Annotated in this window: 16 protein-coding genes and 1 other RNA gene; 6 read left to right on the forward strand and 11 right to left on the reverse strand. The window is 38.0% G+C overall.

The features are described 5' to 3' along the window. Positions 1–6: 6 nt before the first annotated feature. From rimI to NNJ73_RS04140, 10 genes are all read right to left on the reverse strand, one after another. On the reverse strand, positions 7–498 hold the full coding sequence (gene rimI, locus NNJ73_RS04095; RefSeq protein WP_254492834.1) for a ribosomal protein S18-alanine N-acetyltransferase: 492 nt from the start codon (positions 496–498) through the stop codon (positions 7–9). Then, positions 498–1,184 (reverse strand): tRNA (adenosine(37)-N6)-threonylcarbamoyltransferase complex dimerization subunit type 1 TsaB, encoded by a 687-nt coding sequence (tsaB, locus tag NNJ73_RS04100; protein WP_254492835.1) that lies wholly within the window; start codon positions 1,182–1,184, stop codon positions 498–500. Before tsaB ends, rimI begins: the two co-directional genes overlap by 1 nt. A gap of 373 nt (positions 1,185–1,557) precedes the next feature. Continuing rightward, positions 1,558–2,586: a YeiH family protein gene (locus tag NNJ73_RS04105; protein ID WP_254492836.1), complete on the reverse strand. Its 1,029-nt coding sequence runs from the start codon at positions 2,584–2,586 to the stop codon at positions 1,558–1,560. 49 nt (positions 2,587–2,635) lie between these two features. Then, positions 2,636–3,241 (reverse strand): recombination mediator RecR, encoded by a 606-nt coding sequence (recR, locus tag NNJ73_RS04110; protein ID WP_005774121.1) that lies wholly within the window; start codon positions 3,239–3,241, stop codon positions 2,636–2,638. 32 nt (positions 3,242–3,273) lie between these two features. Further along, the gene (locus NNJ73_RS04115) at positions 3,274–3,597 is read right to left on the reverse strand and encodes a YbaB/EbfC family nucleoid-associated protein (protein ID WP_254492837.1); all 324 of its coding nucleotides are present in this window, start codon (positions 3,595–3,597) and stop codon (positions 3,274–3,276) included. A 14-nt stretch (positions 3,598–3,611) separates the two neighbouring features. Next, positions 3,612–5,552: a DNA polymerase III subunit gamma/tau gene (locus NNJ73_RS04120; protein ID WP_254492838.1), complete on the reverse strand. Its 1,941-nt coding sequence runs from the start codon at positions 5,550–5,552 to the stop codon at positions 3,612–3,614. Between the two features lie 224 nt (positions 5,553–5,776). Continuing rightward, an RNA gene (gene ffs, locus NNJ73_RS04125) (signal recognition particle sRNA small type) lies at positions 5,777–5,874 on the reverse strand. A 507-nt stretch (positions 5,875–6,381) separates the two neighbouring features. Continuing rightward, positions 6,382–6,786, reverse strand: a complete 405-nt coding sequence (locus tag NNJ73_RS04130) for a hypothetical protein (RefSeq protein ID WP_254492839.1) — start codon at positions 6,784–6,786, stop codon at positions 6,382–6,384. 560 nt (positions 6,787–7,346) lie between these two features. Continuing rightward, the gene (locus NNJ73_RS04135) at positions 7,347–8,210 is read right to left on the reverse strand and encodes a prephenate dehydratase (protein WP_254492840.1); all 864 of its coding nucleotides are present in this window, start codon (positions 8,208–8,210) and stop codon (positions 7,347–7,349) included. Further along, positions 8,207–8,938 carry a 3-deoxy-manno-octulosonate cytidylyltransferase gene (locus NNJ73_RS04140; RefSeq protein ID WP_254492841.1) on the reverse strand — a complete coding sequence of 244 codons (732 nt, stop codon included), beginning with the start codon at positions 8,936–8,938 and terminating at the stop codon, positions 8,207–8,209. Before NNJ73_RS04140 ends, NNJ73_RS04135 begins: the two co-directional genes overlap by 4 nt. Positions 8,939–9,043: 105 nt before the next feature. Here NNJ73_RS04140 and NNJ73_RS04145 point away from each other — a divergent pair, with 105 nt between their 5' ends. After that, on the forward strand, positions 9,044–9,607 hold the full coding sequence (locus tag NNJ73_RS04145; protein WP_254492842.1) for a cytochrome c family protein: 564 nt from the start codon (positions 9,044–9,046) through the stop codon (positions 9,605–9,607). Positions 9,608–10,076: 469 nt separating this feature from the next. On the opposite strand, the gene NNJ73_RS04150 is transcribed toward NNJ73_RS04145, so the two are convergent. Then, positions 10,077–10,871, reverse strand: a complete 795-nt coding sequence (locus NNJ73_RS04150; RefSeq protein WP_254492843.1) for a molybdopterin-synthase adenylyltransferase MoeB — start codon at positions 10,869–10,871, stop codon at positions 10,077–10,079. Positions 10,872–10,958: 87 nt separating this feature from the next. Here NNJ73_RS04150 and gshB point away from each other — a divergent pair, with 87 nt between their 5' ends. The 5 genes from gshB to pstB all read left to right on the forward strand — a co-directional run bounded on the left by gshB (position 10,959) and on the right by pstB (position 16,704). Next, the gene (gene gshB / locus NNJ73_RS04155) at positions 10,959–11,897 is read left to right on the forward strand and encodes a glutathione synthase (protein ID WP_254492844.1); all 939 of its coding nucleotides are present in this window, start codon (positions 10,959–10,961) and stop codon (positions 11,895–11,897) included. A 141-nt stretch (positions 11,898–12,038) separates the two neighbouring features. Then, a complete protein-coding gene (locus NNJ73_RS04160) occupies positions 12,039–13,085 on the forward strand; it encodes a PstS family phosphate ABC transporter substrate-binding protein (protein ID WP_254492845.1) in 1,047 nt (348 codons plus the stop codon). A 62-nt stretch (positions 13,086–13,147) separates the two neighbouring features. Continuing rightward, the gene (pstC, locus tag NNJ73_RS04165; RefSeq protein ID WP_254492846.1) at positions 13,148–14,608 is read left to right on the forward strand and encodes a phosphate ABC transporter permease subunit PstC; all 1,461 of its coding nucleotides are present in this window, start codon (positions 13,148–13,150) and stop codon (positions 14,606–14,608) included. Further along, a complete protein-coding gene (pstA, locus tag NNJ73_RS04170; RefSeq protein WP_254492847.1) occupies positions 14,605–15,894 on the forward strand; it encodes a phosphate ABC transporter permease PstA in 1,290 nt (429 codons plus the stop codon). Before pstC ends, pstA begins: the two co-directional genes overlap by 4 nt. Positions 15,895–15,945: 51 nt before the next feature. Beyond that, the gene (pstB, locus tag NNJ73_RS04175) at positions 15,946–16,704 is read left to right on the forward strand and encodes a phosphate ABC transporter ATP-binding protein PstB (RefSeq protein ID WP_254492848.1); all 759 of its coding nucleotides are present in this window, start codon (positions 15,946–15,948) and stop codon (positions 16,702–16,704) included. Positions 16,705–16,712: the final 8 nt, after the last annotated feature.

A 16,712-nucleotide genomic window follows, 5' to 3' on the forward strand; every position in this document is an offset into this window, starting at 1 on the left:
TAAATCTCAATCTCTTTGCTTAAAAGTTTTTTGCATGATAATTGCATCACCGCGACCATTTTTTGACGGGTAGTAGGCCAGACGTTCAGAAATTTTTTGAAATTTAAAGCGTTGATAAAGGGTTAAAGCAGAAAGATTTGTGGATTCTACTTCCAAAAATAATTTTATAACGCACTTATCGTGAAGATGGCGAATTGTATGATCAATAAGTAGGGTAGCAATTCCTTGTTGACGATAATGAGGCTGGACAGCAATTGTGATGATTTCTGCTTCATCAAGAATGAGACGGCATAGGCAAAAGCCTAAAATTTGATCAGATTGATTAATAAGAAAGACTTTGTATCCGAAGATAGAGTGGTCTGTTAAAAAGGTATCAAAAGCTTTTTTTTCCCAAGCAGGGGTAAAACAACGTTGATGAATTTGGTGAAGAGCAGCACTATCCTTAACGTGTAGTGGAGCAATTCCAAAATGCTTTTTTGTCAATGAAAGTTTAAACATTATTTTTTTCGTGGTAAAGCAAAATTGGTTTGTTGTTTTGCATCAGCGCTGCGTAGATAGAGGGGGCGAGGCGAATTTTTTGGTTGTTTGTTTGCAGCAAGGTAAGCATAGTTTACAATATCCGCTGCTTCGCAAGGGATTTTTTCTAAGACAATTTTTTCGTTTATTTTATGGTTTTTAATATGTTGCATAATGATATCAGTCGCTGGGCCAGTCAGTTGGGTTTTTTGGGGCAAATCGTCGAGGATATGTTCAATTTTTTGTAATTTCGGTTTTCCCAAAGGAGTGAGATCATTATGGAAATCTTGACGGTAGAACATCTCTCTCCCCGCTTCAATGACAACAGTAATTGCTGATGCATTAGCTTTACGGGTTGTGACTTGTGCGGCTAAAGCTTCAAGTGCACTCACTCCCACAGCTGGTATCTCAAGTGCTAATGCCAAAGCGCGTGCCGTGGCAACACCAACACGCACACCAGTAAATGATCCAGGACCAACATTGACAGCAATACGCTCAACTTGATCAAGCGTTATATTGGCTTGCGTCATTATTTGTGTAATCTGCCCAATAAGTCTTTCAGCATGTCCTTTATTCATGCGCTCATCGATACGCGCAATAACAGACTTATGATGAATGAGTGCAACAGCACAATAAATTGACGCAGTATCGATAGCAAGAATAAGCATAAAAATATTTTAATTGAATAAAATGATAGAAAAAAATCTACAGTATTTTTACTCTTTTTTATCGTTGTATAGTTCATTTGTATGAAAGTTGCTAGTGCCAATAAGCAACGATATCTTTTTATGGAATAAGACGAAATGTTGATTTGATCCTTATTTGTTTTGGTTATCAATAAATTGTTTTATAATGATAATTTATTTTTATGTTCAATTTAACCCCATAAATCAAAATCATTTTCTTACATATCATAAGTAGAGTTAGTGTATGGATAAAATCATTTAAGAAAGGATTATTTAAATGAAAGAGCTGTTTTAATAATGTTGGCAACTGTCTGAGTTTATCGCATGTTCCGTTGAAAAAAGAAACAAGAATATTTCAAAGTGTTATATGATTTAAATCATTCAATTGTATCATGATAAGGCTACAAATACCGAGAATAATTATAGAGCAAGTCGAAGATAAAATAACGCGCCATCCTGCTTTTTTTAATGAACGAATATCAACACCTAATCCTAATGCGGCCATTGAAATGACTGTGAGCAATTGAGCAATAAATTTGATCGGATTGAGAGCTGTTTCGGGGATAAGATTACTCGAGCGGACCAACATCATCATCATAAAACCAATAATAAACCATGGAACAAGAGTATGCCAACGAAAGTGTATTTGTTCTGATCGACGATAGATGAGTGACAGGGCAAAAATAAGAGGGCCTAACATGAGAACGCGTACCAATTTAACAACGGTTGCAATTTGAACACTGGCAAAAGAGACAGATGCGGTAGCTGCCAAAACTTGTGGTACAGCATAAACAACCATCCCGGCAAGCACACCATATTGGTTAAAGGATAAATTTAGAAGCGGATGTGCAAAAGGGAGACATAAAATAATAAGGATCCCCAAAAGAGCTGTAAAAGCAATTGATGCAGCAATCTCTTCGTGTTTTGCTTTAATGACAGGGGCAACGGCAACAATGGCTGAGTTTCCACAAATAGCATTTCCGCACGCAACGAGCATTGCCAAATGTTTAGAAAGTCCGAAAATTCGCCCGATGATAAAGCTGAGAATAATGGTTACAAATATAAAGAATACAATGCTTGCAAGTAAATTCCAACCAGTGGAAAGAACGGCATGAATACGAATGCTTGCTCCTAGAAGGATAATAGCAACTTCAAGAAGTGTTTTGGCACAAAAAGTTATACCTTTTTGAAAATAGGTTGGCATCATAAAACAACTACGGGTAATAGATCCTAAGAGAATTGCTAAAACAAGACTTTCAAGCCATGCTTGCCCAAAAAGCTTTTTTTCTACGACTTCTAAACCATACGCCAAAGCTGATATGAGTAAACATACTAAAATACCAGGACCAAAGTTGTTTAAAAGAGAGAGGTTTTTCTTTAGCATTTGAAGATTCCCCCATCATTAAAGAGCTAAAGGTTCAAAGTAAAAAGTTTTAAAGATTTGTTCTTGCTTGTACAGCCGCTGCTAAAGTTCCATCATCAAGATAATCAAGCTCGCCTCCTACAGGAACACCATGAGCAAGTCGCGTAATTTTTACTGAAAAATTGGAAAGTTGATCGGTGATGTAATGAGCAGTTGTTTGTCCTTCGACAGTCGCATTGACAGCAAGAATAATCTCCGTGATTGGATTTTGTACAACACGTTGTATTAAGGTGGCAATGTTGAGTTCGTCAGGACCTATTCCATCTAAAGGGGAGAGGCGTCCACCCAATACATGATAACGTGCGGCGAGAGTTTTTGCACGTTCAAGAGCCCACAGATCAGCAATATCCTCAACAACAATGATCGTTGTATCATCACGTCGCGGATCTGTACAAATTGAACAAGGATCAATAGTATCGACATTGCCACAAACAGAACAAATGCCGACTTTTTCTATCGCTGTTTGTATTGCTGCCCCTAAAGGCTCCAGCAAAGTTTCCTTTTTTTTAATAAGATGAAGCGCAGCACGACGCGCTGAACGTGGTCCAAGACCTGGCAACCGTGCTAAAATCTGAATGAGACGCTCAATCTCAGGGCCTGCAATGTATTTAGACATATATTTTGTCTCGTGGGGAAAAAACCGTTTTATTAAAATGGAAGTCTGAAGCCTGACGGGAGCGGTAGCCCTGCCGTCATACTTTTGGTTTTTTCTTCTAGTGCGTTGTCAATTTTTGTCTTTGCTTCATTATAAGCCGCCATAATGAGATCTTCAAGAATTTCAGCTTCCTCAGGTTTGAGTAATGAAGGATCAATTTGAATGGCTATTATAATATTTTTGCCATTTAAAGTGATCCTGACGAGATCACCTCCTGCAGTGCCGGTAGCTTGCAGGTTAGCCATTTCCTCCTGAATTTTCTGCATCTTCTCTTGCATTTCTTTGGCTTTTTTCATCATACTCATCATTTCACGCATAGGAATAGGTATCCTTATTCATCATTGCTATTGTTTTCATTTTCAAAGAGATCAGTATTTTTAAAGGTATCGGGGGGTAAATCAAGATCATTTTCTTCTCGATTAAGTCGAATATCGACAATTTTTGCTTCTGGAAAATGGTTGAGGATTTTTGCGATATCCGGATCTGTCTCTGCATTGGAAAAAAGAGTCTTTTGAATCGCGACGCTTTCTTCCTGTAAGGTTGGACCGCCGCCTTCATTAACAAAAGTTATCACATAGCGTTTTTTAGCCCATTGAGAGATTTTTTTTTCGATATCATGAGCAAGAAATTGTGGGGTATTTTCAGAAAGTCTTAAAGTAATACGTCCATTTTCAAAAGAAACAGGATGAACAAACTCTTTAACAAGGAGTTTGAAAGGTACATCATTATGTTGTTCGGCTAATTTAACAATATCGTGTAAAGAATGAATCACGAGAGTTTTAGGTTCAGTAATCTCTTCTGTTGTTTGCGTGACAGACTGCGATACATTTGCACTCTTTTCAGAAAGTTTAGTCGATAGAGAAGTTTCAAGAGTTTCTGTTACTTCTTGGGCGTTGGTGTTATCAGAAGATTGATTTTTAACAAAATTTTCTGGTTTTAAGGAGTGGTCTAATGGGTTTTTCGAGGATGTTTTTAAATCTGTCTGATTTGGTAATGTATGTGAAACGCTTGAGGAAGCATGGCCATCAATTGTTGTTTCTTTTGTTGTATTATTTGCATTTATCGATTCTTGATGAGAAGAGTTTGAAACAAACGTGAGAGGTGTTTTTTCCTGCGTAAGTTTTTTTAAGGCTTCATCAAGAGTGGGGAGATCAGCTGTGTGTGCAAGACGAATTAAAAGCATTTCTGTTGCTTGCAGTGGGCGTGCAGTTTGATTAACTTCTTGTAAGCCTTTGAGTAACATTTGCCAGTTTCGGGATAGAACAGGAACGGAAAGTTTTTTTGAAAAGTTTAAGCTTCTTAAACGTTGCTCTTCAGTTAGTGAGAAATCTTCCATTATTTCTGGTGTGAAACGTAAACGTGTGACCAGATGATTAAAATCGGCTAATTCTGTTAATATCGTCAGAGGATCAGCGCCTGCATCATATTGACTACGTAATTCATGTAAAGCATGGACAACATCGCCCTTCATGATAAATTCAAAGAGATCAATAATACGTGCTTGATCCGCTAATCCTAACATTGTACGCACGGCAGCGGCATTAACATTGCCATTGCTATGGGCAATCGCTTGATCAAAAATGGATAATGCATCACGTGCAGAGCCTTCTGCAGCACGAACAATCATAGAGAGTGCTTGATCTTCTACTTCGACCTTTTCATATTTCGCAATTTTGCGCAAATGCGCACTCAAAGCTTTTGATTCAATTCGTCGCAAATCAAAACGTTGGCAACGTGAGAGAATTGTAATGGGAACTTTGCGAATTTCTGTTGTGGCAAAAATAAATTTTACATGGGATGGTGGTTCTTCAAGCGTTTTCAACAAACCATTAAAGGCTTGCGTTGAGAGCATATGGACTTCATCGATAATATAAACCTTATAGCGCGCAGAAACAGGACGATAGCGTATTTGTTCAATAATTTCACGAATATCGTCAATGCCGGTATGAGAAGCGGCATCCATTTCTATAACGTCAATATGGCGCCCTTCGATAATTTGTGTGCAATGTTCACCAAGAGAGTCCAAGACCGTTGTTGGTTGATCAATATCTTTTGTTTTATAATTGAGTGCACGTGCCAAAATACGTGCTGTTGTAGTTTTACCTACACCACGAATCCCTGTTAACATCCACGCTTGCGCAATACGACCTTTTTCAAAGGCATTGGTGAGAGTACGCACCATAGCTTCTTGACCAATGAGGTCAGAAAAGTTTTGAGGTCGATATTTACGAGCAAGAACACGATAGGCTGTTTCTGCCGGTACATTTTCCATGAATGTTTCCAACTTTGAAGTTCTTTATGCGTACATTTTGATCATACACAAAGCATAGGTCAACACTGTACTCTCATATAAAAGGATTTTTTCTCAATCAATGTATTTTTTATGGGATCATTTTCTTAAAAATAATCAAATCCCTTTACATGCTGCATACAAATGCTGCTCTGAAGATTAAATACCTTGCTAAAACATAGCATAAAAATAATCCCTTCAGTAAAATAGGAGGCTGGCACGATGACCCGTACCAAAACTCGTTGGGGCTGCTTCTTTCCAGACCTGACCCAGTTGGCGAGTAGTTCGTCCACCACCAACCTCCCAAGTCCATATTGTCCATTTGGAATGAAAAATCAAGCTCAGAAACAAAAAATATAACACAAACATAGGAATTTTTCCTTTGAGCTTCATTCTTGTATTATAGGCAACAAAAAGTAATGGAGATTTAAATTTTCAGCAATAACTCCTCCACTGATTTGCCATGAACAAAGCCTTTTTATTTTTCTGTTTATATACGATATAGCGTGTAGCAATTTTGAGAGGCTTCAATGGCGCAGGCAGATACAATAGTCTCATATAAACCAGTTATTCTGATAATGAAAATATAATAAACAATTTCACAATTTACAAAAGTTATTCAATCTTCAGTCTTTTTGAAATTTGTTTTTCTTGACGGTTTAATTTTATGATACAGTTTTTATTCCATAAGCACAAAGCTCAATTTCTCAAAAACCGAGCGTTAATGATTTATAATGCCCGATTTCGAAAAAAGCTTACTTTAAGTCTTTTTATACATCTACGCAACGCTAAGATATTGTTGAAAATATTATTAAAAATCCCCTGCATCACAATCTAGACCAATAACCCTTTCTTTAGTAATATTTTTAAAAGTATAATATCCTGATCCAGGGAAACCTATATCAAGGGATTTTACATCTTTGAGCGTAAAGATCTTATGTTCTTTATCATGTGTTATTTTCTTTTCATTATCTGCAGCAATGTGTAGTTTGTTGATGTCAGAAGGAGATGAGTATGATAAAGTAAAGGATACTTTTTGAGGTTTAAATGCTTCGCACCCATATTCAGCACCTTGCTGTATTTCATTGTGTATACCAATTGTAACAGTTTCATTGGGCTCAAAATTCCATTCTCTTTCGCCAAATCCAGCAAACGCAACACTAGAGTAGGCGAGAATATTTGCAGTTAATAATCCTTGCATGAAGATTTTTTGCATTATCTTCTCCTTTTTTAACAAAATGAATCATAAATCAATTTTTATAAATGGGAAAATTCAAACGTAATTCAAAAAAACAGGGTTAAACAACATTTCCTAGCTTTATAAAAAGCATGTTGAAAATTATCTAAATTCAAGAGATTTAAAGAGCTGTTATCTTAATATACTCTAATGATAAGTTAAATTGTTTTTATGAGCTAATTTAGAAGTTCGTTATCTTTATTGGGATAAACGGCTAGAGGAAATAATATATTTTCTTCAAAATCTTTTTTATATGAAGAAAAATGGATGGTACAAGTACTTTCATTTTTGGTGATTGTTTTTTTTCACAGAGGTCTTTGGTACGCGTTGAACTGCTGTTTATTATAATGTAATTTATCAAAACTATTATCGAAGCAATTTATATATTCCGTTATCGGATGTTATTACTCTTTTTCTGTGTTAGCTTTATAATGAAGTGCGTTTAGCATAAAAAACGAGTTTTTCCAAAACACATTGCATTATAGGATTTTTAGGATGTCCTTCGGTATCAGTGAAAAATGACGATGGTTTCGTTGCTTTTATATATGCGATGTTCGATCGTTTTGTGCTGGATAAGTACCGATAATACGCAATTCGGCGGAAAAGAAAGACAACTCTTCTAAGGCAAGTTTCATCATGGGATCTTCAGGATGTCCTTCAATGTCAACAAAGAATTGTGTTGCATTGAAGTTTCCACCAATTTGATAGCTTTCTAATTTTGTCATATTGATACCATTTGTTGCAAATCCTCCCATAGCCTTATAGAGAGCAGCGGGGACATTGCGCACTCGAAAAAGCAGACTGGTGATAATTTTTTCACCATTTGTAGGTTTGGGGATATATCGTTTGGATCGTGAAAGGATGACAAAACGGGTAATATTATGAGCGTTATCTTCAACATCTCTTTCAAGAATATCAAGCCCGTAGATTTCTGCTGCGATCAGAGGGGCTAAGGCTGCTTGTGAACGTTGAGCGCTTTTTTTAATAAATTTTGCAGCTCCAGCGGTGTCAGCAGAAACAACAGGTTTCCAACCATTTTTTCGTATGATTTTTCGACATTGTGCAAGGGCATGTATATGACTGTGGACGGTTTTAATTTCGTCATGGGTAACGCCGGGCAAAACCATGAGTTGAAAATGGATAGGCAAAAAATATTCATCAATAATATAAAGTGATGATTGTGGTAAAAGATGATGAATATCTGCAACACGTCCAGCAAGAGTATTTTCAATAGGGATCATAGCAAGATCAGCTTTCCCATTTTCCACCAAATTAAGAGCGTCTTCAAAAGTAGCAGAGGGTACAGCATCCATATTGGGGAACATATTGGAGCAAGCAATATGGGAATTAGCACCATATTCTCCTTGGAAAGAGATTTTATTGTTTTTTTTGAGTGTTTTCATGCTAAAATCTTACGTACTCTATCAAGATCACGTTGTGTGTCTACACTTAAAGGAATCGTATCGACTATTTCCACATCGATACGCATATTATGCTCTAAAGCCCGTAATTGTTCAAGTTTTTCACGCATCTCGAGTGTAGAGGGTTTGAATGATACAAATTTCTCAAGTGCTTCACGACGATAAGCGTATATTCCAATATGATGATAAAGAGGACCCTCTCCATAAGGAGCTGTGGCGCGCGTAAAATAAAGAGCACGAATGCGATTTTGAGAAAGCGGTGTTCCAATGATTTTGACAATATTGGGATCTCTTTTTTCATCTTCCTCAATGATTTGAGCCCCCAAGGTTGCGATATCAGTAAAGCTATTTTCTAAAGGGTGTAGTGCACTGATGATTTCATGTGGCATGATCGTTGGGAGGTCCCCTTGTATATTTAAAATAGCATTGTAGCGTTGCTCAGGATCAATACGCATTAAAGCTTCATAAATACGATCAGATCCAGACTTATGATCACTTCGTGTTATGAGATATTCATGCCCATATTCTGCAACAACTTTGGCAATATCATTGTGATCTGTTGCAACGATTGTACGCCCTATTGCTGCTTTTTTGGCTTGTTCTGCGACATGAACAATCATCGGCTTTCCACCGATTTCAGCGAGAGCTTTTTGGGGAAGGCGGGTTGATCCTATACGGGCAGGAATAAGAATAATCGGTTCAAGAGCCATTACAAGGTTCCAAATGTCGTCTGTGATGCATTTTATGATGTTGTGTGTTACAAAGAAAAAGCCTATACTATAAATGGTAATGAAACCGTGAACATTTGAGTTTTTATGAATCGCTCGAAAGTTATCTATTTTATTTGTGCGTGTTTATGTGTGCTGGTTATTGTTGTGGGAATTTCCACAGTGAGTGATATCATTTACGATCATTCTCCATCAGCCCAAAATCACCACGCAGTTACCAAGAATGATACATTTAAAGAAAAACAAAAAGAATCTGACGTTACCATATCACTCAATAGCCGCCTTCAACAAGGCAATTTTGAAAATGGACGTAAAATTTTTCGTCAATGTGCCATATGCCATACTTCTGGGCGTAATCAAGCAGGGCGTGTTGGTCCAGTTCTTTGGGAAATTGTCAATCGTCCTTTGGCGTCAGCAGCAGGTTTTGCCTATTCACGGGCGTTGCGCGCACATTCTGATCAAAAATGGGATTTCGTAACGTTAGATCGTTATCTGCATTCTCCACGTAAAGCATTCCCTGGGACTACTATGTCTTTCCGTGGAATTAAAAATGACCAAGATCGTGCTGATCTTTTGCTTTATTTACGCAGTTTATCCGATCATCCTGTTCCCATACCAACGGATAATGATAAAGTAAATGAGCCAAACTAACTTATACCATAATAGATGGTTCATTTTAGAAAGAAGGATGATTAGTTTTTTTGGTTATGATTTTAGTTTCAAGGTTTTATTGCAAGAGCTCTTATTGATATTTTGATAGGGAAAACGCCTCTCACGTAAAACAGAATACACTTAACGTTACCGATTCATCTGCTTGTTTTAAAAAGATCTTTTAAGAAATGTGCTCTTTACGTTGTCATTTGCAGATTGGTTTTCAAGATCCGTTTGCTTCACTTTTTCCACATATGCTTATCTGTGAAATTATCACCGAAGGATTATCCATTCATGAACGACAGCTTTCTGCTTTTGAATGCAATAAATCATTGTGTGGTTAAAGCTCTCCATGAGGTTTTATTTAATTCTTCTATAGACATCGATCCCCATGTGTTTTTCTTATGGACAGAGACAATCGATTGTTCAAGACATATCACGAGCGTCTTAAAAATGAGTAGGGATAACATCATGTTTTTCTGGGCTTTTTAAGAGCAATGGTATTTTCTCTGGAATTTGATCGTTTATAGGTAATAACATGAAATTGCGCTAATAAGCCATTATAGAGAAGGATCTTTCCTACGAGTGGGTCTCCGATGTTTGTGATTATTTTAATGGCTTCCATTGCTTGTAGGGTTCCAATAACGCCGGGTAAAGCACCGATGATTCCAGCTTCAGCACATGTTGGGATCGTGTCGGGAGCAGGAGGGGTGGGGAATAAATCGCGATAGTGAGGGTTATTGTCTTTATACGGCATAAGGACGGTTAATGAGCCATTAAAACGTTCTACAGCGCCGCTTATTAAAGGCTTTTTGCATTGGGCTGCGTGATCAGCAAGAAGATAGCGTGTGGTAAAGTTATCACTTCCATCAACAATGATATGATAGGCATTGAGCAGTTTATCCACATTACTTTTATCTAAGCGTAGGGTGTGTTTTTCAACCATAACATGGGGATTTATAGCTTTTATCGTGGTTTCAGCACTGTCTGTTTTGCTTTGGTTGATTGCATTGGTTTTATGAATAACTTGGCGTTGTAAATTGGAAAGTGAAACGGTGTCGTTATCGACAATTCCAAGAGTTCCAACACCTGCGGCAGCCAAATAAGTTAAGACAGGTGCTCCAAGACCACCAGCACCCACAACAAGAACACGCGCTTGTTTGAGCTTTTGTTGTCCCGCACCACCAATCTCAGGCAAAATGATGTGACGTGCATAGCGTTCGATTTCTTCGTTATTGAATTTTGTATCTGTTTCTTGTGTCATGAAATTTCTCTTGTCATCATTATTTTATTGTTTACTAAGTTTATGGAGCATAGACCAGTCTGCTTTTAGGATAGGGAGGATTTATTGATGAAAATTGCTATTCAGATGGATCATATTTCAACCGTTCGGATTCAAGGAGATACGACATTTGCTCTCGCTTTAGCAGCGCAAGAACGTGGACACTCTCTCTTTCATTATACACCAGATCGTTTATCTCTGTGCGATGATTATGTGATTGCACGGCTAGAGTCATTGATTGTCCGTGATGAAGAGGGAAACCACTATCAGTTAGGAAAGCCTGTTCGTACGGAATTAAGAGATATGGATGTGGTTCTTTTGCGCCAAGATCCGCCTTTTGATCTCAATTATATCACCACGACACATTTATTAGAACGTATTCATCCGCAAACACTTGTTGTGAATGATCCGGTATGGGTCCGCAACAGTCCAGAGAAAATTTTTGTAACAGAATTTTCTGATTTGATGCCTGAAACGTTAATTACCAAAGATATTGAAGAAATAACTGCTTTTAGAGAGACATTTGGCGATATTATTGTGAAACCACTTTATGGGAATGGGGGCGCTGGTGTTTTTTATTTAAAACAAGATGATCGCAATTTAGCATCGTTGTTGGAAATGTTTGCAGACATTTATCGCGAACCTTTTATTGTTCAGCGTTATTTAGAGGCTGTACGAAAAGGAGATAAACGGATTATTTTGCTTGATGGTACGCCTGTTGGAGCCATTAATCGAATTCCGACAAAAACAGATGTGCGTTCTAACATGCATGTTGGAGGTCGTGCGGAAAATGTTGCGTTAACAAAACGTGATTATGAAATTTGTGAACGCATTGGTCCAGCCTTAAAGGAACGTGGTCTTCTTTTTGTGGGGATTGATGTGATTGGAGATTATATAACAGAAATCAATGTAACGTCTCCTACGGGAATTCGTGAAATTAAACACTTCTGCGGTACAGATATTGCACATCTGTTTTGGGATGTTGTTGAGTTCAAACGTTCAAATTAATTTATACAGGATTCAATCATGGTTTTTGTTAAAAAAATGATCCATGTTGTTTTTTATATTTGTTATGTTGCAAATGTGAACTAGAATGAGCGTATAATATAAATTAAGAGGCTTTATCCTCGATTTTTAGGGAGTTTATAGATGAGCAGAGTCTTATCAATTGGAGTGGGGTTGGTTTTTGCGTTACTGCTGTCAGCAAATATAGGCAATGCGCGTGATCAAATACAGATTACTGGTTCATCTACAGTTTTACCTTATCAAAAGATTGTTGCTGAGACCTTTGGAGAAATTTATCCCCATTTTAAGGTTCCTGTTATCGAATCGGGTGGAACAGGAGCGGGAATTAAGGAATTTTGCCGTGGTATTGGGGAGAACACCGTTGATATTGTGAATGCTTCGCGGGCAATGAAATCGAGTGAATTACAGTCTTGTTTTGAGGCTGGTGTGAAAGATATTGAGCAAATACGCATTGGGTATGATGGCATTGTTTTTGCAACAGATATTAAAGGTCCTGATTGGAAATTACAACCGATAGATGTTTATAAAGCCCTTGCAGCTCGCGTTATTATAGACGGGAAGTTGCAGCCCAATCATGTTTTAAAATGGAGTGCCGTCAATAGTGCCCTTCCTGATTGGACGATAGCAGCCTATATTCCTGGAGAGAAGCATGGAACACGTGAAGTTTTTGAGGAAAAATTACTTGCTGTGGGCTGTAAAGAGAGTGGTGCCGTTGAGGTGATGAAGGTGTTAGGGATGGATGATAAGGAAATACACGCTGCTTGTATTGCGGTCCGTAAGGATGGAAAAGCGGTTGATATTGATGGTGATTATTCTGAAACATTTGCGCGTCTAACATCGAATAAAACAGGGATTGGTATTTTTGGTTTGTCTTTTTATCAAAATAATGCTGATAGGTTAAAGGTTGCCGATATTAATGGTTTTGCGCCAACAGTTGAGACAATTTCTAGTGGACAATATCCAGTTTCTCGTCCACTTTTTTTCTATATTAAGAAAGCACATTTAGATATTGTTCCAGGTTTGCGAGAGTATGTTGATTTTTTCCTTTCTGAACAAATGATTGGTCCAGATAGCCCTTTAGCTGAATATGGTTTGATTGTTGCTCCTGAAAAGGAACGCCAAGCACAGCGTTCTGATTTTTCTGCTGGTCGAGTCATGATGTTGAAATAATTTATCGCCGTTCCAGAATTAAGAGTTTTCGGTGCTATTTTTTATAAAAACTGAAAGATAAAATGCGCATTTCCTTCATTGTTTTTTTGTTATTTCTTTTTGGATTTTGTGGCTTTTGTATTTCTTACATGCGAGCACGTACTTTTGAATACAAACAACATAAGATGCATTCTCGTGCGTATTATTATGGCTGGTGGACTTTTTTGATTACTGTTATTCCAGCTTTTATTTTTTTAATTTTGTGGGATGCTGGGAGTACAATTTATTTAGAATATAATGCCTCTCGAGAGTTTGGGGTGTATAGTACGCATATAACAGAACCTGTCAATCATGATCTAGTTTGGGAGATTCTTCGAAATCTCGTCAAAATGATGCATCGCTTTGAAGGGGATCTATCCACCGCTTCTTATAAGGAAGTGCAGACACAATTACTTGCAAAAGGATTGATGTTGTCTCATGAAGTATCGGATGATGTGTTCAAAATAGCGCGGTCATGGATGCTTTCTTCTGAAAAGCTTCAATTTATTGGTCATGGTTTCCTTTTTGCTATTGCCTCCTTTGGTTTTATCTGTGGAATAATACAAATTGCGCCTCATCAACGTGCGCGCAATAAAGTTGAATCTTTAATTATTATTGGATTGGCTTGTGCTTCTATCGTTGCAGTCTTGACGACAATAGCCATTGCATTGTCTCTGTTCTTTCAGACAATAAGCTTTTTTCAGTCAGTATCCTTTTCAAATTTCTTTTTAGGAACGGTTTGGGATCCGCGTTTTTCCGTGAGTGGTGCAAGCGATGAAGCTGGACAATTTGGTTTAATACCGCTCCTTGCTGGTACGCTTTATATTGCCTTTGTCGCCATGCTTTTTGCTGTACCTATAGGCCTATTTTCAGCTCTTTATATGGCCGAATATGCTTCTGCGCGATTGCGAGCAATTGTAAAACCATTATTAGAAGTTCTTGCTGGCATTCCAACCATTGTTTATGGTTTTTTTGCTTTAAAGGTTGTTGGACCATTTTTACGAGATCTGTCTGTTTCTCTTTCAGGTGGGGGTGGTTTTATTATGGCACAAAGTGTTTTGACTGCTGGCGTTGTGATGGGAATTATGTTGATTCCTTTTGTTTCTTCTTTGTCGGATGATATTATTACGGCTGTTCCACGCATTTTACGTGAAGGTTCTTATGGTTTAGGTGCAACGCAATCTGAAACAATTAAAAAAGTCGTTATACCCGCAGCACTTCCAGGGATTATGGGGGCTATTTTGTTGACGGCATCACGTGCAATTGGGGAAACAATGATTGTGGTTTTGGCGGCAGGCGTTGCAGCAAACTTAACACTCAATCCTTTTGAAGCAATGACCACCATGACGGTTAAGATTGTTAATCAATTGACCGGTGATTTTGAGTTTAATTCTCCACAAACTTTGGTGGCTTTTGCTTTGGGAATGACACTCTTTGTGATGACACTCTTGATGAATATTCTAGCTCTTTATATTGTGCGTAGATATCGGGAACAATATGAATGAAAGAAGATTTTTTTCCTCGTCGCAATATTAGCCTTAAGCGTCGCTATAGAGCTGAACGTCGTTTTCGTGCCTATGGTTTGATTGCTATTTTTATTGGTTTGTTTTTTTTATTTGCGCTTTTATGGTCGATCATGAGTCAAGGCTATACAGCTTTTTTTCAAAGTGAAATGACATTATCGATTTATTTAGATGAAAAGGTTATTGATCCAAGTGGTCAACGTCAAACAAAACCACAAGTTCTCATAACAGCGAATTATCCGCTTCTTGTACGCAATGCTTTAGCAAAAAAACTTGAAGTCAATCAAAATGATCACACCTCTCTGCGGGACATTAACCGTATGTTTTCAAGTGGTGTGCGTGTTCAACTGCGTGAAATGGTGACAAAAAATCCAAAACTGATTGGCACAAAGCAAAAAATCAAAGTTTTGGCAGCCGCGGATATTGATTCTGCTTATAAGGGGCAGATTGATCTGCATGTAGCAGAAAAAAATCGCAAAGTTTCTAATCGACAAGTAGAATGGATAAAGCGTTTAGCGCATGATGGTACGCTTTATAAAGCATTTAATATTGGTTTTTTTACATTTGGCGCTTCAAGCCGCCCTGAGACTGCGGGATTAGCTGTTGGGATCATTGGTTCTCTTTATATGATCGGCATCGTTTTATTGGTTTCACTGCCGATAGGCATAGCAACGGCTCTTTATCTAGAAGAATATGCACGCAAAAATAAATTTACAGATTTTATTGAGGTTAATATCAATAACCTTGCTGCTGTTCCTTCGATTGTCTTTGGTCTTTTAGGACTTGCAGTTTTTGTTAATTTTTTAGGATTACCACGTTCAGCCTCTTTTGTTGGTGGTCTTGTTTTAGCGCTCATGACTCTTCCTACGATCATTATTGCAACACGTTCTGCTTTGCGTGCTGTTCCTCTTTCTATTCGTGCGGCAGCTTTAGGATTGGGGGCATCAAAAACACAAATGATTTTTCATCATGTTGTTCCTTTAGCGGCGCCTGGTATTTTGACTGGTACGATTATTGGAGTCGCTCAGGCTTTGGGTGAAACAGCACCTTTGCTTTTGATTGGAATGGTTGCTTTTGTTGTTAATACTCCTATGACTCCCATGGATCCAGCAACAGCTTTGCCTGTTCAAATTTTTATGTGGGCGGGTGAAGCAGAGCGCGCTTTTGTTGAAAAGACATCGGGGGCTATTATTGTCTTAATGATTTTTCTAGCGATCATGAATATTTCTGCGGTTTTTTTACGTCGACGATTTGAACGCCGCCAGTAATTTAAATAAAATAATAACTTTGATAAGATTTTTGTAAGGTGAGTTTTTGTTATGAAGATTAAAATGCGTGGTCAGGATGTGAAGGTTTCTTATGGAGACAAGGAAGCACTTCATGGTATTACTCTTGATATTCCTGAACATCAAGTCACTGCTTTGATTGGTCCCTCAGGATGTGGAAAATCGACTTTTTTGCGTTGTTTTAACCGTATGAATGATACGATTGAAGGGGCTAAAATAACGGGTCTTATCACTTTAGATGGGGAGAATATTTATGACCAGAGAATTGATGTTGTAGAATTACGGGCCCGTGTTGGAATGGTTTTTCAAAAGCCTAGTCCTTTTCCAAAGTCTATATTTGAAAATGTTGCCTATGGTCCGCGCATTCATGGTTTGGTGAAAACGCGTTCTGAATTGCATGATGTGGTTGAAAAGAGTTTGATGCAGGCTGGTTTGTTTGAAGAAGTAAAAGACCGTCTTCATGATCTTGGAACAAGTTTATCGGGAGGACAACAACAGCGTTTGTGTATTGCGCGTGCCATTGCAGTTAGTCCCGAAGTTATTTTGATGGATGAGCCTTGCTCAGCTCTTGACCCCATTGCGACGGCTCGGATTGAAGAACTTATCGATGCGTTACGGCAAAATTACACAATTGTTATCGTAACACATTCCATGCAACAGGCGGCACGTGTTTCTCAATATACGGCCATGTTTCATTTAGGGCATTTAGTTGAAGTTGGTGCAACTGAAATGATCTTCACTTCACCAAAAGAACAACGGACGCAAGATTATATTACGGGGCGTTTTGGATAGGTGAATTG

It is taken from the genome of Bartonella sp. B1099, from assembly GCF_944801835.1.
GTDB lineage: Bacteria > Pseudomonadota > Alphaproteobacteria > Rhizobiales > Rhizobiaceae > Bartonella.